This window comes from Solibacillus sp. FSL K6-1126 (assembly GCF_038003445.1).
Taxonomy (GTDB): Bacteria; Bacillota; Bacilli; order Bacillales_A; family Planococcaceae; genus Solibacillus; species Solibacillus silvestris.
Genome location: NZ_JBBOPD010000001.1, coordinates 1351675 through 1371108, shown reverse-complemented (window position 1 = coordinate 1371108; position 19434 = coordinate 1351675). Strand labels below are relative to the sequence as shown.

Genomic DNA, 19434 nt, shown 5'->3' with positions numbered 1-19434 from the left:
GATTAAATAAACTGAAACGGTTCTGTATTGATTTTGGATTGGATAAATTCAACAGGCAATTTTTGATCCGCACATAAAGAAGCCATTTTTTCTGCAACGCCTTTAATCATGACCTTTTCAACATGGTGACCTGGATCGATAATGCTTAAGCCTTCCACTTCTGCATCCTGCGCCATATGGAAGCCGATATCTCCTGTTACAAATACATCAGCCCCCGCAAATTTTGCAGCACGAATATATTTATTGCCGTCTCCTCCAACAACTGCAACCTTCTGGACAACACGGTCCAAAGGTCCAACAGCACGCAGACAAGGCACGTCCAACTGTACCTTCACTAATTGGGCAAATTCCCGTAATGTCATCGGTTGTTTTAACTTACCAATTCGGCCAAGCCCCTGTTTATTTGTGTCAACGTCCATCGTAAACAGATCATAAGCAGGCTCTTCGTACGGGTGGTTGTTTAGCATCGCCTTTAATATTTTATTTTTCATCGATTGCGGGAACACGACTTCCACTTTTTCCTCTTCCTCGATGTGAAGCTCACCGATCTCCCCTACAGCCGGATCTGCTCCTTCTGTTGCACGAAAACGGCCTTTACCTTCCAATGTATAGCTGCATGCCTCATAATGGCCTAAACGACCGGCTCCGGCTTTAGCCAGCACATCACGCAAAGCATCTGCATCATCCACAGGAACGAATACGGCTAGCTTCATCATTTTTTCTTCGAACGACACTTCTAGAATTTTGCGGTTTTCCAGTTGCAAAGCATCTGCCAGTAAATCATTGACCCCGCCCGGCGCTACATCGAGATTCGTGTGCGCTGCATATACAGCGATATCATTTTTCAGACACTTTTCATACAGTGCCCCTTTCGGATTATCTGTACGCAAGTTTGAGAGCTTCATAAAGATCGGCGGATGATGGGCAATAATAAGCTCACAACCATTGTCGATCGCTTCATCTACGACTTCATTTGTCACGTCAAGTGTTACAAGCACTTTTGTGACAGGCTTATTTAACGTACCAATGGCCAAGCCGATCGGATCATTCGGCATGCATGCATATTTTTTAGGTGACCATGATTCAAATACTTGGATAATCTCGTTGCCATTTACGGATTTCACGCAATCGCCTCCTGTACCATTTTAATGTAATGTGTAAGTTGTTCATACTTTTCCTGATTATCAGGTGTTTTTTCCGCTTCTGAAATTGCTTGTTGAACACGTTGCCAATTCGCGATTTCACGTGACCACTTTTCAATGAAAACAGGTACTTTTGTTTCCATCAGCTTCGGTCCAAGCAAAGTTTGCGCTTCGTTTAATTTCATTTCACCGCGCTGTAATACAAGGACCTCATAGATTTTCCCATCCTCTTCTAAAATGACTTCATCCTGGATTGCCCAGCCATTTTCCATGGCCCATTCACGGATGGCCTTTGCATGAATATTCGGCTGTAAAATTAAACGGGTTACCGATTTTAAAGCTTGTGGATGCTTTTCTAAAATGGACACGATCAATGGTCCGCCCATCCCTGCAATTGTAACGGCTGTAATTTCATCCGCTTCTTCAACAGCCGCCAGACCATCTGCCATGCGTACTGTAATTTTATCTGTTAAGCCTTCAGTGCGAACTTGTTTTACAGCTGATTCATAAGGTCCTTTTACAACCTCACCCGCTACTGCACGTGCAGCAATACCTTTATGCACTAAATAACATGGCAGGTAGGCATGGTCACTTCCGATATCCGCTACAATTGCTCCTGTCGGTACAAATGAAGCGACCGTTTCCAGTCGTTTTGAAAGTTTTTGTGCGTTCATATTTATATATCCTCTTTTCTATATCACAAACTACCCCTATTATATAGAACTTTCACAAAAACGTCTCTTTCCAGAATACAAAAAAGTGCAGAACAGGATTACTCCATTTCTGCACTTGATTATTCATTATAAACCTGAAATATACTCAGCTACCGCATCTGCTTCCGCTTCGTTTTTAAGAACTGGCGGCATCATGCCGTTATCCGAACCATTTAATGCGAAGTCTTTAATATGCTCAGCATCTAATCCAACGATTGAAGGACCTCCACCACCAGTTAAATCACCACCGTGGCACGAAATACAGTTCTTTTGAGCAATATCTTCACCATTTAATTCAGCAGTTTCCCCTGAATGTTCGCCGTCCGCACTGTTTTTATCAGCTGCACCCTCAAATGACATGAAGAAAATTAGTCCGATACCGAATGCCATGATAAGTACGTAAGGAATAAGTGGATTGTTTCTCATTGCGTTCCCCTCCCTCATTAAATATTCTATTTCATGCTAGACATTAGCCTAGTAAACAATATTAATTGTACTTGATTCTATGGAAAACCGAAAGAGTTTACGAACAAGTTTTACTAGCTTTGTAACAATTTTACCAATTTGCTATTTCTATCATAATATATGTCTTGCAATTACCATTTTCTGTACTTCAGACGTACCTTCCCCAATTTCCAACAGTTTTGCATCCCGTAAAAAGCGTTCCACTTCATATTCTTTCATATAGCCGTAGCCGCCATGAATTTGAATGGCTTCATCACAAACTTCCATTGCCATCTCGGAAGCATAGTATTTGGCGATAGCAGCCTCTTTGCCGAATGGACGCCCCTGATCCTTCAGCCATGCCGCTTTATACACAAATGTCCGCGCTAATTGTATTTTTACCTCCATATCAGCCAATTTAAACTGTGTTGCCTGAAAATCTGCCAATGCCTTTCCGAATTGCTTACGTTCTTTTGCATATTGAACCGCTTTATTTAATGCGCCTTGTGCAATTCCAACTGCCATTGCCGCAATACCGATCCGGCCGCCGTCAAGCGTCGTTAAGAATTGTTTAAAGCCATTCCCCCGGACTCCAAGTAAATTTTCTTCCGGAACGCGGACATTTTCTAAAATCAATTCCGTTGTATTCGAAGCATTTAAGCCCATTTTTTCGTATTCCGACTTAATCGTAAACCCTTTTGCATCAGTCGGTACAATTATGGCGCTGATTTCTTTTTTGTTTCCATCTCGATTTGTAATAGCTGTTAACGCTAAATGTTTGGCATAACTTGCATTTGTAATAAAAACTTTCGACCCGTTAATGACAAATTCTCCATTATCCAACACAGCGGTAGTTTCTGTCCCACCTGCATCAGAACCGGCATTAGGCTCTGTTAAACCGAATGCGCCGAATGATTCACCTGTACAGATCGGTGTTAAGTATTTTTCCTTCTGCGCTTCTGTACCGAATAAATGCAATGGTGCACCGCCTAATGAAATATGTGCCGAATATGTAATTCCTGTCGAAGCACATGTACGGCTCAACTCTTCGGTAACGATCGCAAAGCTGATTGTATCTGCACCCGCTCCGCCATATTGTTCTGGAAATGGCAGACCCATAATGCCCATATTGGATAGTTCTTTAAAAATTTCTACTGGGAAGGCTTTCGTTTTATCACGCTCGATTGCTCCTGGTGCCACTACTTCATCCGAAAACTCACGTATCATCTTTTGTAACATCGCTTGCTCAGTTGTTAAATCAAAATGCATACCATTCATCCTCTCAGCCTATTTCATTTCAATTCTATTGTAATCTAAAAATATGTATTTTTACAGAAAATATATGTATTTTGCAGAGTATTTTGTAAAACGATACAAAAAAGCCATGCAGAAAAGTTTCATTTCTTCTGCATAGCTTAAAAAAATAGTATAAGTTTATGTATTATTTTGATGTTCCTACAGGAAATAAATCCATGCACTAATAATGGCAATTAACCCAAGAACGCCTGAGATTGTAAAATAAATAATTTTCAGCATGACACCGCTTAAAAGCCAGAATAAACAGTTCACAATAAGGATGATATAAAGCATTTCATTATTGCCGGCAAAATATGTTGTACTCACTTTCAATGTTACACCTAAAATCGCTAAAGCGGTCGCCAGCTGCAGCATCACTGCCATGAGATGGTTTCTTTTTGCAAAATAGATAGCCCCGATCAGACAGCCTGTTGCAAAAACTGCGGCAACAGCAATGACAACCCATTCGAACTGCATTGTAAACAGCAGCAACAACATAACAAATGCGCTGATTGGAAAGAACATCGATAGATTGCGGTTTTTTCGTTTTTCGACATTTATGACGGCATTTTTTGATTTTCCTTCAATCTCTTCTTGATGATTTCCTTCCGAATAAAGGGACATCAAAAAATCGCAATAATGTTCTGGTAACATTTTATTTTGTTTCCAGAACGTGATTTCATTCATAATAATTTGTTTTTTTGGATTTGACATCGTTTCGCTCCAAATCTGTATTTATATGCTACATCATATTGTAAATAATTCACGAATAAACAACATCGGTAAAAAGCAATACCATTATTCTTGGAAAATAGTAATTACCTGCTATATTTACACAAAAAAAGATGAAGAGTAAAATACTCCTTCATCTTTTTCCTGTTTAGCTTATTCTAAGAAATCTTTTAAGCGTTTTGAGCGAGATGGATGACGCAGTTTACGTAATGCTTTCGCCTCGATTTGACGAATACGTTCACGTGTAACACCAAACACTTTACCTACTTCTTCCAAAGTTCGCGTACGGCCGTCATCTAAACCAAAACGTAAACGCAATACGTTTTCTTCACGGTCTGTTAATGTATCCAGCACGTCTTCCAACTGTTCCTTCAATAACTCATATGCTGCATGATCAGAAGGAGATTGTGCTTCTGAGTCTTCGATGAAATCACCTAAATGTGAATCATCTTCTTCCCCAATTGGAGTTTCCAATGATACAGGCTCTTGTGCAATTTTTAAAATTTCACGAACTTTTTCAGGTGTTAAATCCATTTCTTCTCCAATTTCCTCCGGAGATGGTTCACGGCCTAAATCCTGAAGAAGCTGACGTTGTACACGGATTAATTTGTTGATTGTTTCAACCATGTGTACTGGAATACGGATTGTGCGGGCCTGGTCTGCAATCGCACGTGTAATCGCTTGACGAATCCACCAAGTTGCATAAGTCGAGAACTTGAACCCTTTACGGTGGTCAAATTTTTCAACTGCTTTAATCAGACCCATATTTCCTTCTTGAATAAGATCCAAGAACAACATTCCACGACCTACATAGCGTTTAGCAATCGAAACTACAAGACGTAAATTAGCTTCTGCCAGACGTTTACGTGCTTCTTCGTCACCTTGTTCAATACGTTCCGCTAAACGAATTTCCTGATCTGCGGAAAGTAAATCCACACGTCCGATTTCTTTTAAATACATACGTACCGGGTCATTAATTTTAACGCCAGGAGGAACACTTAAATCATTTAAGTCGAAAGCTTCTTCACTTGATTCTTGCTTAGAAAGTGCTTCTTCTTCAAATTCTTCTTTTCCTTCAACTGTTACATCATTTTTTTCGATTTCATCGGCAAAGTTGAAAATCTCTTCATTCTCCAGTTCAAAAAATGCTAATGTATCAGAGATTTCCTTCATTGACATTTCGCCAACCTGTTTTGCTTTAGCTAAAAGTTGCTTTTTTACCTGCTCTAATGAAACCCCGTTCACTACCGTATCTTTTGAATGTTTTGACTTGTCCGCCATAAACCTTCCTCCTTCTAAAAACAAATCGCGTTAAACGCCCATTTTTATCTTTCTATTTAAGTTAATTATTTGTTGGGCAATCTCAAGTGCTCGTCTATGCTCATGCATTTTTTCTGCTTCTTTTTGATCGTGCTTTAATTGTTCAATCTTTAGTTCTAATCGGCGTTTTTCGATTTGCTTTAAACAATCAATTATTTCCGCTTCACCATTATCAGGGTCACGCTCAAGTAACGCAGCATCCATCACGATTTTTCGTAAATCATGATCATCCAACACTTCGACGAATCGATGGAAATCAGCCATTTCATATTCTTCATAAAAACCAATTAAACGTACAAATACGGATAAATATTCCTCATGGATGAAAGGTTCGTTATTTCCCTCTCTGAGAACTTTATTCACAATATTTACATCATGCAACATATGTGCTAAAAGTATACTTTCGGCACGGTCTGTTGCGTCTTTTTTACGCTCCCTTTGGAGAAGGACAGTTGGTTCTTCCACCATTTTTTGATCGCGTTTCTGCTCTTTTACATTATCCGCGACCATTTTTCTTAATTGGGTGCTGATTGCCTCATGGGAAATATTTGTTTCATTTGCCAATTGGCGAATGTATAAATCACGTTCAGTTGGAGAAGTATTATTTTTTAATGTTTCCAGAACTTCTTGAATGTATTGAAGTGTGTCATTTTCAAATTGGAAATTTTTGCCGCGTTTCGCATGCATCATCATAAATGCAATATACGCGTGCGGCTTTTCTATTATTTGATTTTTAAATGCCTCTTGTCCGTGTGTACGAATATATTCGTCCGGATCAAGTTTATCTGGTAAAACAGCGACCTCAACTTTAATCTGTTCTTGATGAAGCATTTGTGCAGCGCGCTTGGCAGCCTCAAAACCAGCATTATCACCATCATAGCAAATCGTAATTTGCTGAACTAAGCGTTTGAGCTTTGTAATATGCTGGGGCGTAAGAGACGTACCCATCGTTGCTACAGCATTGTATATGCCCGCCTGGTTTGCTGCTAAAACATCAATAAAGCCTTCCATTAAAATTACTTGTCTTGATTTACGAATGGATGCCCGCGCCTTATCCAAATTATAAAGTACTTGACTTTTATGGAAGATCGGCGTTTCAGGACTATTTAAGTACTTAGCATCTTCGCCATCGGAATTCAAAATCCTGCCTGAAAATGCAATCGTTTTTCCATTTTCATCTCGAATCGGAAACATAATCCTTCCCCGGAAACGGTCAAAGTAGCTATCATCACTTTCTTTACGAATGATCAGACCGCTTTCGGCCATTTCTTCCGGATCATATCCTTTGCGCTCCAGTAAGATGGACAGCGTGTCCCAGTTCGGTAACGCCCATCCTATCTGATGTGTTTCGATTTGCTCACGTGTAAATCCTCTTTCAAGCAAATAATTTAATGCAGGTTCGCCATCTTCTGTATTCATTAAAATATGATGATAAAACTCCACTGCAAACGTATGAGCCTCTCGCATTTGCTGCTCTTTTTTTGAAATGGGCGAATTCGACATCGATTGATCGGTCGACAATTCCATTTCAAGCGGGATTCCCGCACGTTGACTTAGTTTAATGAGTGCATCCGGAAACGACAGATGTTCCATATCCATTACAAAGGTAATGGCGTTTCCTCCTGCCCCACAGCCAAAACAGTGAAATATCTGTTTATCGCTGGATACGGAAAAAGAGGGTGTTTGCTCACCATGGAATGGACATAATCCAAAATAGTTGCGCCCTCTTTTCGTTAACTGCATATAATCGCTAATGACATCGACTATATCGGACTGCGAACGAATTTGTTCAATCACATGTTCGGGTATTTTTCCAGCCATATTATCACCATCTACAGTATTCGAGATAAATTACAAATTTCCTCTATAATACGACAAAATTCTTTAATAAATTTGTAATTACCCTATAATAAATATTTTTACCACAATTTTATTATTATAAAACAAAAAGACTATACTTGCTATATAATTTCAAAAAAATAATCAGAATATAACTATAAATGTCGAAATTCAGCAAAATACAAAAGGTTTTCTGAAACAAAAGTATAGTTCACTTAGTTTCTAAAAAAACGCGAATATTATTCCACCAAAAAAACCTCCTCTTCCTTTTTGGAGAGGCGGCTTCAGTTGCTATCAACAATCAAGCTCTAGCATATCAATTATTTTGTGCGCTGTTTCTTCGACAGCACGATTCGTCACATCAATCGTTCGACAACCTATTTTATCAACAATACTATAAAAATAGCTAATTTCCTGCTCAATTCTACTATGTTGCGCATAAAATGCATTTTCCGTTAATCCTAAAGTTATTAAACGCTCTTTCCGGATATTATTGAGCTTTTCCGGTGTAATGACTAACCCAAAACATTTTTTCGGATCGATTTGCATTAATTCTATAGGGGGTTCCACTTCCGGAACAAGCGGCACGTTTGCCACTTTATATCGTTTATGCGCCAAATATTGCGATAAAGGAGTTTTGGATGTTCTTGATACACCGACCAACACAATATCCGCCAGCAAAATGCCGCGCGGATCCTGGCCGTCATCATATTTAACAGCAAATTCAATCGCTTCGATCTTTTTAAAATAATCATCATCCAATTGATGCACAAGTCCAGGCTTTTGCAATGGCATTTCATCAAAAGAAGTTTCGATCAAATCAAGCATCGACCCCAATAAGTCGATTGCATGCACTTTATATTCACTTGCAATTTTTTGAAGTGCCTGTCTCATCTGCTTTTCAACTAGCGTAAAAACAATGGTTGCCTCATTTGCAATCGCAATTTGGACAATTTTTTCCAGTACATCAACATTCGCAATATGAGGAAACTTTCGAATCCTTACTTTTTCGAAATTTGGCCGAAACTGGCTTACTACTGCCTTCACAGCAGCTTCTCCAGTTTCACCGACCGAATCTGACACAACAAATATAGTCAATTTTTTCATGAGATCACCTATAAATCATGCGTTTCTGCTAACGAAATAAACGCACGTGTAATATTCGTCTTCGTTAACCGCCCGGTAATGACTAATCCCCGCTCTGTTTCTTCAACAACCGGCATGGAATCGATCTCTCGTTCTATTAACTTTTTAGCCGCCACGATTAATGAATCCGAATTAACACAATAGGCGATGTTCGGCATTCTCGTCATTATTATATGCACAGGCATTTTATTTAAATCCTGTGTTCCGATACTGGAACGCAGTAAATCTTTTCGAGACAGTACACCTTGTAATATTTCATCTTTATCAATAACGAATAGTGTTCCGACATCCTCGGAAAACATATGGATAATCGCATCATACACCGTCATATCATCTGGAACAACTACCGGGATTGACTGAAAATCTTTCACTTTTAAATTAAGCATTGATTCCGTAAAGGCTGCCGTTGTTTTTTTTCCTGCATAGAAGTAGCCCACACGTGGACGCGCATCTAAAAATCCAGCCATCGTTAGTATAGCTAGATCAGGTCTCAAAGTAGCGCGCGTTAATCCAAGGCGCTCTGCGATATGTTCGCCCGTAATAGGGCCATTTTCTTTTACAATTTGCAAGATTACATCTTGACGTTTATTGAGTTCGATTGGACTCACCCGCTTCAAATAATGTTATACTTTTTCATTAATTATTATATACTATTTCCTTCTATATTGCGAAGAAAACAAACCCATGCTACAATATTACCGAACAACTCACTTGTTGTTTATGATTATTAATATGTAAGCGATGAAGGGATTTATAAGTATCAATTCTAACATAAGCGAGTAGGGATAGTGCAAGCCTACATTGAATTGAGAAACGGCACCCCTGAGCTATTTTTATAAAAGAGGTTTTTATTTATTTAAAAACAAGCGGGGTGGAACCGCGGGTACATCGTCTTGATGCACTCGTCCCCGGGCAGAGCTTTTGTGCCCGGAGACGGGTGCTTTTATTTTTATTCAGCGGGTGTTTATACACCCGCTGAATAAAAATAAGCTCTGGCAGATGTCACAGATTTTTTAGATGAAAAAAGAAGTCAGCCTAAATACGTCACATTCTGTGACAACGGCTGACTGACCCACATCCTGTGGGTCTAAAAATCTGGACGCAATTATGCCGAGGCATAATTGATTAAATATTTATGAGGAGGTTTTTTTCATGGCAGAAAAATCAATGGAGACAATTGTATCATTAGCAAAACACCGCGGATTCGTATTTCCTGGATCTGATATTTATGGTGGTTTAGCAAACACTTGGGATTACGGTCCACTTGGTGTAGAACTTAAAAACAACGTAAAAAAAGCTTGGTGGCTAAAATTCGTTCAGGAATCAGAACATAACGTAGGCTTGGATGCTGCAATTTTGATGAATCCTAAAGCATGGGTTGCATCTGGTCACGTAGGTAACTTCAACGACCCGATGATCGACTGTAAAGCATGTAAAGCGCGTCACCGTGCAGATAAATTGATTGAAGATGCTTCTTTAACAAAAACAGGCAAAGAAATTATCGTTGACGGTATGACTTTTGATCAAATGAAAGAAAAAATGGAAGAGCTTGAAGTAGCTTGTCCTGACTGCGGAAAAATCGACTTCACAGATATCCGCCAATTCAACTTAATGTTCAAAACGCACCAAGGTGTAACTGAATCTTCTTCAAACGAAATCTACCTGCGTCCTGAAACAGCACAAGGTATTTTCGTAAACTTTAAAAACGTTCAGCGTTCAATGCGTAAAAAAACACCATTCGGTATCGCACAAATCGGTAAATCTTTCCGAAATGAGATCACACCAGGTAACTTCACATTCCGTACTCGTGAATTCGAACAAATGGAACTTGAATTCTTCTGTAAACCGGGTGAAGATCTTGAATGGCACTCATACTGGAAAGAGTTCTGTAAAAACTGGCTTCTTGCATTAGGTATGAAAGAAGATTCAATGCGTTTACGTGACCATGAAGATGATGAGCTTTCACACTATTCAAATGCTACAACAGATATCGAATTCCGCTTCCCATTCGGATGGGGCGAACTATGGGGTATCGCAGACCGTACAGATTACGACTTAAAGCAGCATATGGAACATTCAGGTGAAGATTTCACTTACATCGATCCTGTTTCAAATGAGCGCTATGTACCATACTGCATCGAGCCATCATTAGGTGCAGACCGTGTAACATTGGCATTCTTATGTGATGCATATGAAGAAGAGCAATTAGAGGGCAATGATACGCGTACAGTATTACGCTTCCACCCTGCTCTAGCTCCATTTAAAGCAGCAGTATTGCCGCTTTCTAAAAAGTTATCTGAAGAAGCTGGCGACGTTTGGGCTGACTTGCGTAAAGCATTCCCGGTTGATTACGATGAGTCACAATCGATCGGTAAACGTTACCGCCGCCAAGATGAAATCGGTACACCATTCTGTATTACGTACGATTTCGATTCAAAAGAAGACGGTCAAGTAACAGTTCGTCACCGCGATTCAATGGAACAAATCCGTATGCCGATCGCTGAAGTAAAAGCTTATATCGAAAAACATTTACAATTCTAATTTTATAAAACACTTTCTGTTCGTTTTGAGCAGAAAGTGTTTTTTAATTTAACAAAAAACAATCCAACCGTTCTACACCCGGTTGGATTGTCTTATTTATTCAGCTGTTTTTCAATATCGAATTTTGCATGTAAAATGAGTTCACGTAATTCATCAAACTGCTCTTCATCAAAGCGCGCTTCCGGAATAATAATTGCAATCGATGCAACCGGCCGCCCGTTAGAAATTATCGCCGTACTGAATGAGCAGGCTCCGATAATACGTTCTGCACGTGTAAAAACATATTGCTGTTTTCGAATTTCCTGCAGCTGCTCCAACAACTGCTCGCGATCAACAACCGTATTTTCCGTTACATGCTCCATCGCCACCTCATCCAAATACTGATCAATTTCTTCCTGCGGTAAAAAGGCCAGCAATGATTTAGCAGAGGCTCCGGCATAGAGCGGTGAAGTATCCCCAACATGATTACGTGCCGATAAAGCATATGAACTCTCGATATTCATAATACAGCGGCGCTCATTACCGTCAATAATGCTCATCGAAATACTTTCTTTCGTCGCTTTGTTCAGCTGCTGGAGAATGGGCTGTGCAATCGTAATGATGCTTGATTCTTCCTCAACTAGCTTGCCTAAGTGGATTAACGATAGGCCAAGCTGATACTGCTTCGTCCGATCATCCCGGATTAAAAAACCTTCATACACTAGTGTGGCAACAAAGCGTTGCAAGCTAGATAGCCCGATTCCTGTCTTTTTATTTAATTCCGTTAAAGAAAGCTTTGGCTGTTCTTTCGTAAAGGCACGCAATATTACAATTGTTTTTTGAACTGTTTGCATTAAATACATTTTTTCAAATTTTTGTTGTTCCACCCAAAAGCCCCCCTTTTCCTAATAGTAGCAAAACTCATTCATATAAAAAAGAAGGGGCTATGTTAAAAGTCATAAAACTTTTCACCTAACTTTTTCACCAACAATAGATATCAATCAATAGGAATCACCAATTTTGGCCCAACAATTCCTAATTTTTATTAATTTTCAACAAATCATCCGTATGTTCCCCTAACTGCGGTGCCCCGTATTCATAGGAAATATTAAGCTCCGAATGTTGTAAAGGGTTTTTCACAAATTTCACTGTCCCGTATGACGGATGTTCGATCTCGCCTACTAGATTCCGGGCGACAACTTGCGGCTGCTGAAATGCTTCCTCTATTGTGTTGACACGTCCGCCAGGAATTTTATACTGCTGTAAAAGCTCGAGCCATTCATCACGGGTTTTTGTTTTTGTAATATCGGAAATATAAGCTGCTAGTACGTCTTCATTTTGTTTGCGTAATGAATTTGTTTTAAATCGCTCATCTGTCACCCAACCCTCGCGATTAATCATCTTGCAAAACTTTTTAAACTGATCTTCAGTGCCGACACAAAACATGAGCGGTCCATCCGAACATTCAAACACCTGATATGGCGCTACGTTATTATGCTGGTTGCCAAGACGGTTCGACTTGAAGCCGGTATTTAAATACGCGCTTGCAACATTAGCGAGTGAACTCATTTGTACATCAAGCAGTGCCAGATCAATAAATTGACCTTTGCCCGTCATGTCACGCATTCTTAATGCCGACAGTATCCCAATTACGACATAGTGGGATGTTAAAATATCTGCAATTGGCACCCCTACTTTTGTCGCTTCTCCATCAGGATGTCCCGTTACATCCATTAAACCGCTCATTGCCTGAATAACCGGATCAAATCCTGGCTCTGCAGCGAGCGGCCCGGTCTGACCAAATCCGGTCACCGAGCATTGAATAATTCGCGGATTAATTTGCTTAAGCTGCTCATAATCGAGACCCATCTTTTTCATATCGCCCGCTTTAAAATTATCGATAATGACATCCGCTTCTTTTACTAAATCAAGCAGTACTTCTTTATCGGACTGGTCTTTTAAATTTAATGTGATTGATTTTTTATTGCGATTCGCACAAATATAATATGTGCTTTCCCCATTTATAAATGGACCCCAACCACGCATACTATCCGAACCAGCCGGATGCTCGACCCGAATGACTTCAGCACCTAAATCCGCTAAAATCATCGTTCCTGCCGGAGCAGCATACACACGCGATAAATCCAATATTTTAACATTATCCAATGGGCGCATCCCCATCACCTCAATTCTTCTACTCTTTTATTAACGATGGTGCAATTTTCCGTTCCGGCTGCTTCAAAATGATTTGTGTCGCAACAGCAACGGCAATTACTGCTAACGCGATTAAGTTATAAATTAACGTAGTATCCATTAACGCAATCCCAGCGCCAAAAAAGACGAGGCGCTCGATGAAATACGTATGTCGGAATAAATAACCTTTAATACCGGCAGCAATCGATACACCACCGATACAAGCCGTAATCGCTGCAAAAATGTATTCTCCGATTGTACCGCCTGTTAGCAGCAGCGCCGGGTTAAAAATAAAGAAGAACGGGACAATAAAGCCGATCAACCCGAGACGAACCGATTCAAATGATACTTTATTCGGCGATTCGCCAGCGATACCTGCTGCGGCATATGGTGCCAATGCTACAGGTGGAGTAATACTTGATAAAGCAGCAAAGTAGAAGGCAAACATATGTGCTGCAATCGCCGGTACACCTAATTGTGTTAAAATCGGTACAGAAATTGTTGCAACAATAATATAGGCAGCTGTTGCGGGAATCCCCATTCCTAAAATAATACTGATTACCGCTGTTAAAATAGCTGCCAGCATGACACTGTCTCCAGCAAAACTTAATACGTTGTTTCCGATGATCAAACCGATACTTGTTAGCGTGATCGTCGCAATAACAATCCCTACGATCGCACAGGCAATTCCTACACTAATCGCTCCTTTGACCCCTTCAACAACAGAATCGATAACCGCTTTCAGATTCATACGTGTATGTTTGCGAATGGCTGCTGTCGGCACGATAGAAAATAGCGCGAAGATTGCCGCATATAACGGCGAATAGCCTGCAAACAGCATAAATAATAAAATAAATAAAGGGATTAATAAGTGCCCCCCGTTTTTAAGAACTTGCATTGCTACCGGAATATTCTCTTTTGAAATACCCGATAACCCCATTTTTTTCGCTTCAAAGTGCACAATCATAAACAATGTTAAATAGTAAAGTATTGCTGGTACAACTGCCGCCAGCATAACAACCGAATACGCAACACCTAAATACTCCGCCATAATAAAGGCTGCTGCACCCATTACCGGTGGTGCAATTAAGCCACCTGTTGAAGCAACCGCCTCAACAGCCCCGGCAAATTTTTTCGAATAGCCGGCCTTTTTCATCATCGGGATTGTCACTGTACCAGTTGTTACAACATTACTTACAGCACTCCCGCTGATTGTGGCCATCAACGCACTTGCAAATACTGCAACTTTAGCAGGTCCGCCTGCTGTACGGCCCGCAATTGTCAGTGCCAAGTCATTGATAAAATCCGAAAACCCGCCGTTTTTTAAAAAAGCACCAAACAGTACGAAAATAAAAATATATGTTGCCGAAACACCTAGAGCTGTTCCGAAAATTCCTTGCCCGCCCCAGAACATAATGTTGATAATCCGTTCAAGGCTAAATCCGTAATGCCCTAAAATTCCTGGTATATAGGCTCCAAAGAAATTGTAGGCAAGGAAAAACAGTGCAATTAATGTCAGCGCATTGCCGACAACGCGACGTGCAGCCTCAAATAATAATACGATCGCTATCCCGCCGACCCATAAATCAAGAATCGTATTTTCTCCTGCACGGTCTCGAACTAAAATATCGTAAATAATAACGAAATAAAGTGTCACGAAAATTGATAATGTAATACAGATGCTGTCAAACCATGTAGGCAACTTTCTCGTCCCAACACTTTTCTTTGTAGCAGGATAATAAATAAAACTAAATAAAAGCAAAAACCCTAAATGCCACGCACGAAATTTTGTCGCTTCCATCACACCGATACTGCTCATATATATTTGGAAGATGGACCAGATGATTGCAACACTAATCACGATTTTTCCAAATATACCAACATAATTACGGGAATTGATATTTTTATCTTCAAGGTCCATTAATTGTTGAATTTCATCTTTTTCAAGTACTTTTTCTGTCATACCGTCCCCTCCTTGTTCTTTACTTTTAATCGATTACACCAATTTCACGATAATAGCGCTCTGCACCCGGATGTAGCGGTATATCCGCCGTTCCCGCAACCGCGCTTTCCGGACTGAACTGCTTCGCAATGCTGAATGATTTTTGCAGTGAGTTCAAGTTTTCCCACAGCTCTTTCGTCAACTGATAAACGGTTTCTTCATTCACACTTTCGTCAATTACGATCGTGCTGTACTGACCGACAGTTTGTATCGCTTCCGGCTGTTTATCATATGTGTTTGGCTCGATCGTATAAGCAAAGTTCCAAGGGTATTCCTCTACTAAATGGTCAATGGCGCTGTCAGAAAAGCTTAAAACTTTTGAATCCACTGTTGAGATCAGCTCTGTCGCAGCAGCTGCCGGTACACCTGTGTATATATTGACACCTTCCACTTGACCATTTCGCATTAAATCAGTCGCTTCTGTAAAACCGACATAGTTTGCTTTAATATCCTTTTCTCCAATACCATGTGCTTCAAGGACGAGACGGGATTCTACCTCAGTCGCACTTCCCGCAGCTCCGAATACGAAGCTTGTTCCTTTTAAATCTTCAATCGAATTGTATTTCTCATCGTTTTTCACAATAATGTGACTGATATTAGGATATAAGTTTCCTAATATACGAACATCTTCATATTGTTTTCCTTCAAAGCTTCCAACACCGTTGTATGCTTCATAGGCGATATTCACCGTCGTAAATGAAATATTCGCCTCCCCTTTACGCATTAAATTCAAGTTCTCAATACTCCCATTTGATGCTTGAGAAGCAACACGCTTTTCCAGTTCATTTGTCCACATCGTTGAAATACCTGCTCCAAGTGAATAGAAAACACCTGTTGTTGTACCTGTTGTAAAAATAAGCGGCTCCCCATAACGCTCAGCATTACTTTGGCAACCTACTAGCAACATAGCAGCCATTGATACTATTGCGAGAAATTTTTTCTTCATCCGCGTCCCCCCATGTGCACTGTATTATTTGAAAACGGCTTTTCGTTTTTCTACTATCGCTTTGACTCCTTCTTCGTATGCTGGTAATTCTGTTACTAAGCCCATTTTTGACGAAATATAGTCAAGTGAAGAACGAAGACTCATTGATTGGCTTTGAAAAACAGCGCGCTTAATAATTTTGATCGTTTCAATTGGACCATTTGCCAGTTTCTCCGCATAACTTTGTGTAAAGCTTTCCAAGTCCTCATCATTCACAACAAATGTTACGAGTCGTGCTTCCTTTGCTTCCTCTGCCGTTAAGACACGCGCTGTCCATAACATGTCAAGTGCCTTGTCGATACCGACGAGGCGAGGTAAAAAGTAAGCACCGCCATCACCAGGAACAATCCCTACATTAATATAGCTTTCAGAGAACTTCGCAGACTGTGCAGCAATACGGATATCACACATCAATGCCATATCAAGTCCTGCACCCATTGCAAAGCCGTGCATCTGCGCAATGACCGGCTTATCGATTTCTTCAAGTAATAAAGGTACGCGCTGCACCTTTTTCCATAAAGAATTTTTCCGGGCCAACGCCGTTGAAGTAATATCTTCCTCACTATGGTAAAAGCCCTGGCCCGCCACCATTGCTTTTATATCTCCACCTGAGCAAAATGCTTTGCCGTTTCCTTTTAAAATGACAGCTCGAATGTCATCATTGTCACGCACTTCTTCCAGCGCTTTAATCCACGAAAGGATCATTTCTTCGCTAAATGCATTTAAACTTTCCGGGCGATTCAGTGTTATTGTTGCAATATGGTCCTTCACTTCAAATAATAAATCCGACATTGTTTTTCCTCCTTATGCATGTACATGCGTTTCTACTTCATCTGTAATGCTTTCCCACAAGTCCATTTTTGTTTCCAGCAGTTGCTGTGCCAACTGTTTTTTCCAGTAGCGTGCCGTAAATTCTTCATCTCGCCAAGCCCATAAACGGCGCGTATACTGGTGGAGGCGATGTTCATGTGTCACACCGATTGCTGCATGAACTTGGTGCGCAGAAGTTGCCACCACACGACTCGCATCATCCATTCGCAAGCGTGCATACGCCACTTCACTTTCTTCTCGCCCAGCTGCCAATAATGTTTGGATATTATTGACGGCCACTGTCATAAGCGTCTGTTCTCCTGCCATATTCGCTAAATGCTGCTGTACAAGCTGGAACCGGTGAATTGGACGGCCGAATTGTTCGCGTTCTTTACTAAACTGAACACTTAGCTGAAATGCGGTTGTTAGTGCTCCGCTCATTTTGCTGACAGATGCCGCTGTAACTAACTTTTTAAATTGGACATACTGCTTTGCTGAAATCGGCACTTTTTGAAGCGCTTTCATATTTTCGAATACGACTTCTGAACGTGGTTCGGCTGCCAAGTTTGTGCTGTTTTTCATCAGTGCATCTTGTAAGTCGGCAACAATGATAAACTGCTGCGCCTCTTCCTGTGCAACCGCCACAATTTTTTCGGCATACTGGGCCCACCCGACATGCTTTAATGTACCGGATAAAGCATTATCCTTTAATTGCAGCGGGGTTGTAATGCTGTAGGTAGTTAACTGCTCAAATCCTTTTAGGTCCACTTGCTGCAATAAAAAATGGGCTAACGTATGCTCAATAAACGGAACAGGTACAGCATATTTTCCTAAAAGTTCATACAGTGCCAATAAATCTTCAATATCCCCACCTGCTCCTCCATCTTCTTCACTTACCACTACCTGATGGAGTTCATTATCTAGCAACAGCTGCCAAACATCTTCGGCCCACTTATTCTCCTCCAAAAGATCAACTGTTTCTTTTTCGACTTTATCTTTAAAAATCTTTTCAACTACTTCTAAGACCATTTCTTTAATTTCGCTCATTGTGCAATAACCCCCTTCGCTAAAATTCCATACAGAACTTCTGATGTTCCGCCACGAATTGTAAAGCCTGGTGCATGTAAAATAGATTCAGCCAAATATCGCTCGACCCTATTGTCGCTATGCAAGTTTGGATACACATCAAGCATCAGGCGGATGATTTCAGGAATTTTCTGTTCAAACTTCGTGCCGATACTTTTTACAAGTGCTGCCGGTACTGCAACTTCGCCGCCTTCTTCCAATACTTTTGCAACCCCAATTGATAAGTTGCGTAATGACCACAGTTCAGCAACAAGCTTCGTCGCTTCTTCTAGACCCACTAGATCTCTCTTAATCTTCAGTTGTTCAATTACCTCGTTTAAAAGCGGGAATGTACTTAAAATTCGCTCAGGCCCACTACGTTCAAATGCCAGCTCTGCCAAACCTTGCTTCCACCCGTCACCTAGTGTCCCTACTACCATTTCATCCGGAACAAACACATTATCCAAGTAGACATCGTTAAAATGCGGTTCTCCTGTTAAATAACGAATTGGCGCAATCGTCACACCTTCACCTTTTAAATCGATTATAAATTGCGAAAGACCCTCATGCTTTTTCTCACCTAATGGTTCTGTACGTATGAGCGTTACCATGTAATGTGCATCATGGGCATTACTGGACCAAGTTTTTGCACCATTCACAATCCAGCCGCCCTCTACTTTTTCCGCGCGTGTTGCAACGGATGCCAAATCCGATCCACTGTTCGGTTCACTTAAACCGATCGCGAAAAAGCATTCACCTTTCACAATTTTCGGCAGGAAAAATTCCTTCTGGTAGTCTGTACCAAAACGCAACAGCAATGGTCCTGTCTGGCGATCTGCAAACCAGTGTGCAGCTACCGGCGCGCCAAATGCCAAAAACTCTTCCGTTAAAATATAGCGGTCAATTGTACTGCGCTCACTGCCACCATATTGCTTCGGCCAGGTCATTCCGATCCATCCTTGCTCTGCCACTAGTTTTGAAAAAGAAGGGTCAGAGCCGCTAAGCCATGAGTCACAGCGTGTTTCAAATGTCCCCTTTTCAATATGTTGCTTTAAAAAACTTCGCACTTCCTGTCTAAACTGCTTTTGTTCTTCTGTAAACTGTACATTCGGTAGATTCATAACTTTACCCCCAATTACGCATATTGTGTAACGACTTTCTAATAACGATATTATAAAATACATTTTTCCGAATTGTCAAAACTTTTTTACAATATCATTGCCTATT

The 19434-nt window shown here is 40.6% G+C and carries 17 protein-coding genes; 1 reads left to right on the top strand and 16 read right to left on the bottom strand.

Translation table 11 applies throughout. The features are described 5' to 3' along the window. Positions 1 to 2: 2 nt before the first annotated feature. The 9 genes from MHH44_RS06525 to MHH44_RS06485 form a co-directional block, all read right to left on the bottom strand. Positions 3 to 1124: a Nif3-like dinuclear metal center hexameric protein gene (locus MHH44_RS06525; RefSeq protein WP_008403103.1), complete on the bottom strand. Its 1122-nt coding sequence runs from the start codon at positions 1122 to 1124 to the stop codon at positions 3 to 5. Then, positions 1121 to 1816, bottom strand: a complete 696-nt coding sequence (locus MHH44_RS06520; protein ID WP_008403104.1) for a tRNA (adenine(22)-N(1))-methyltransferase — start codon at positions 1814 to 1816, stop codon at positions 1121 to 1123. Before MHH44_RS06520 ends, MHH44_RS06525 begins: the two co-directional genes overlap by 4 nt. A gap of 126 nt (positions 1817 to 1942) precedes the next feature. Further along, positions 1943 to 2281, bottom strand: a complete 339-nt coding sequence (locus MHH44_RS06515) for a c-type cytochrome (RefSeq protein ID WP_008403106.1) — start codon at positions 2279 to 2281, stop codon at positions 1943 to 1945. A 150-nt stretch (positions 2282 to 2431) separates the two neighbouring features. Next, on the bottom strand, positions 2432 to 3568 hold the full coding sequence (locus MHH44_RS06510; RefSeq protein WP_008403107.1) for an acyl-CoA dehydrogenase family protein: 1137 nt from the start codon (positions 3566 to 3568) through the stop codon (positions 2432 to 2434). A gap of 186 nt (positions 3569 to 3754) precedes the next feature. Continuing rightward, a complete protein-coding gene (locus MHH44_RS06505; protein WP_065217016.1) occupies positions 3755 to 4309 on the bottom strand; it encodes a hypothetical protein in 555 nt (184 codons plus the stop codon). Positions 4310 to 4480: 171 nt separating this feature from the next. Further along, on the bottom strand, positions 4481 to 5608 hold the full coding sequence (gene rpoD, locus MHH44_RS06500; protein ID WP_008403109.1) for an RNA polymerase sigma factor RpoD: 1128 nt from the start codon (positions 5606 to 5608) through the stop codon (positions 4481 to 4483). Positions 5609 to 5638: 30 nt separating this feature from the next. Continuing rightward, positions 5639 to 7468 carry a DNA primase gene (gene dnaG, locus MHH44_RS06495; protein WP_008403110.1) on the bottom strand — a complete coding sequence of 610 codons (1830 nt, stop codon included), beginning with the start codon at positions 7466 to 7468 and terminating at the stop codon, positions 5639 to 5641. Between the two features lie 312 nt (positions 7469 to 7780). Further along, on the bottom strand, positions 7781 to 8593 hold the full coding sequence (locus MHH44_RS06490; RefSeq protein ID WP_008403111.1) for a pyruvate, water dikinase regulatory protein: 813 nt from the start codon (positions 8591 to 8593) through the stop codon (positions 7781 to 7783). 8 nt (positions 8594 to 8601) lie between these two features. Then, positions 8602 to 9240, bottom strand: coding sequence for a helix-turn-helix transcriptional regulator (locus MHH44_RS06485; RefSeq protein WP_008403112.1), 639 nt, complete (start codon positions 9238 to 9240; stop codon positions 8602 to 8604). A 544-nt stretch (positions 9241 to 9784) separates the two neighbouring features. On the opposite strand from MHH44_RS06485, the gene MHH44_RS06480 reads away from it, so the two are divergent. Further along, complete coding sequence (locus MHH44_RS06480) at positions 9785 to 11173, top strand: glycine--tRNA ligase (RefSeq protein ID WP_340798090.1); 1389 nt, start codon at positions 9785 to 9787, stop codon at positions 11171 to 11173. A 92-nt stretch (positions 11174 to 11265) separates the two neighbouring features. Here MHH44_RS06480 and MHH44_RS06475 read toward each other — a convergent pair whose 3' ends face one another. The 7 genes from MHH44_RS06475 to MHH44_RS06445 all read right to left on the bottom strand — a co-directional run bounded on the left by MHH44_RS06475 (position 11266) and on the right by MHH44_RS06445 (position 19328). After that, positions 11266 to 12039, bottom strand: coding sequence for an IclR family transcriptional regulator (locus MHH44_RS06475; RefSeq protein ID WP_008403114.1), 774 nt, complete (start codon positions 12037 to 12039; stop codon positions 11266 to 11268). A 148-nt stretch (positions 12040 to 12187) separates the two neighbouring features. Next, the gene (locus tag MHH44_RS06470) at positions 12188 to 13327 is read right to left on the bottom strand and encodes a CaiB/BaiF CoA transferase family protein (RefSeq protein WP_340799487.1); all 1140 of its coding nucleotides are present in this window, start codon (positions 13325 to 13327) and stop codon (positions 12188 to 12190) included. A gap of 19 nt (positions 13328 to 13346) precedes the next feature. Continuing rightward, entirely contained in the window at positions 13347 to 15308 is a 1962-nt protein-coding gene (locus MHH44_RS06465; protein WP_340798089.1) for a TRAP transporter permease, read from the bottom strand. A gap of 25 nt (positions 15309 to 15333) precedes the next feature. After that, complete coding sequence (locus tag MHH44_RS06460; RefSeq protein ID WP_339264050.1) at positions 15334 to 16293, bottom strand: TAXI family TRAP transporter solute-binding subunit; 960 nt, start codon at positions 16291 to 16293, stop codon at positions 15334 to 15336. 24 nt (positions 16294 to 16317) lie between these two features. Further along, complete coding sequence (locus tag MHH44_RS06455) at positions 16318 to 17124, bottom strand: enoyl-CoA hydratase/isomerase family protein (protein ID WP_340798088.1); 807 nt, start codon at positions 17122 to 17124, stop codon at positions 16318 to 16320. Positions 17125 to 17136: 12 nt separating this feature from the next. After that, positions 17137 to 18189, bottom strand: coding sequence for an acyl-CoA dehydrogenase family protein (locus MHH44_RS06450; RefSeq protein ID WP_340798087.1), 1053 nt, complete (start codon positions 18187 to 18189; stop codon positions 17137 to 17139). Next, the gene (locus MHH44_RS06445) at positions 18186 to 19328 is read right to left on the bottom strand and encodes an acyl-CoA dehydrogenase family protein (protein WP_340798086.1); all 1143 of its coding nucleotides are present in this window, start codon (positions 19326 to 19328) and stop codon (positions 18186 to 18188) included. The genes MHH44_RS06450 and MHH44_RS06445 overlap by 4 nt, the downstream gene beginning before the upstream one ends. Positions 19329 to 19434 lie beyond the last annotated feature (106 nt).

Bases quoted from the DNA above. Each gene is read 5' to 3' on its own strand.
- MHH44_RS06520 (WP_008403104.1), bottom strand. From the start codon at position 1,816: ATGAACGCACAAAAACTTTCAAAACGACTGGAAACGGTCGCTTCATTT.
- MHH44_RS06515 (WP_008403106.1), bottom strand. From the start codon at position 2,281: ATGAGAAACAATCCACTTATTCCTTACGTACTTATCATGGCATTCGGT.
- MHH44_RS06510 (WP_008403107.1), bottom strand. From the start codon at position 3,568: ATGCATTTTGATTTAACAACTGAGCAAGCGATGTTACAAAAGATGATA.
- MHH44_RS06505 (WP_065217016.1), bottom strand. From the start codon at position 4,309: ATGTCAAATCCAAAAAAACAAATTATTATGAATGAAATCACGTTCTGG.
- rpoD (WP_008403109.1), bottom strand. From the start codon at position 5,608: ATGGCGGACAAGTCAAAACATTCAAAAGATACGGTAGTGAACGGGGTT.
- dnaG (WP_008403110.1), bottom strand. From the start codon at position 7,468: ATGGCTGGAAAAATACCCGAACATGTGATTGAACAAATTCGTTCGCAG.
- MHH44_RS06490 (WP_008403111.1), bottom strand. From the start codon at position 8,593: ATGAAAAAATTGACTATATTTGTTGTGTCAGATTCGGTCGGTGAAACT.
- MHH44_RS06480 (WP_340798090.1), top strand. From the start codon at position 9,785: ATGGCAGAAAAATCAATGGAGACAATTGTATCATTAGCAAAACACCGC.
- MHH44_RS06470 (WP_340799487.1), bottom strand. From the start codon at position 13,327: ATGCGCCCATTGGATAATGTTAAAATATTGGATTTATCGCGTGTGTAT.
- MHH44_RS06465 (WP_340798089.1), bottom strand. From the start codon at position 15,308: ATGACAGAAAAAGTACTTGAAAAAGATGAAATTCAACAATTAATGGAC.
- MHH44_RS06460 (WP_339264050.1), bottom strand. From the start codon at position 16,293: ATGAAGAAAAAATTTCTCGCAATAGTATCAATGGCTGCTATGTTGCTA.
- MHH44_RS06455 (WP_340798088.1), bottom strand. From the start codon at position 17,124: ATGTCGGATTTATTATTTGAAGTGAAGGACCATATTGCAACAATAACA.
- MHH44_RS06450 (WP_340798087.1), bottom strand. From the start codon at position 18,189: ATGAGCGAAATTAAAGAAATGGTCTTAGAAGTAGTTGAAAAGATTTTT.
- MHH44_RS06445 (WP_340798086.1), bottom strand. From the start codon at position 19,328: ATGAATCTACCGAATGTACAGTTTACAGAAGAACAAAAGCAGTTTAGA.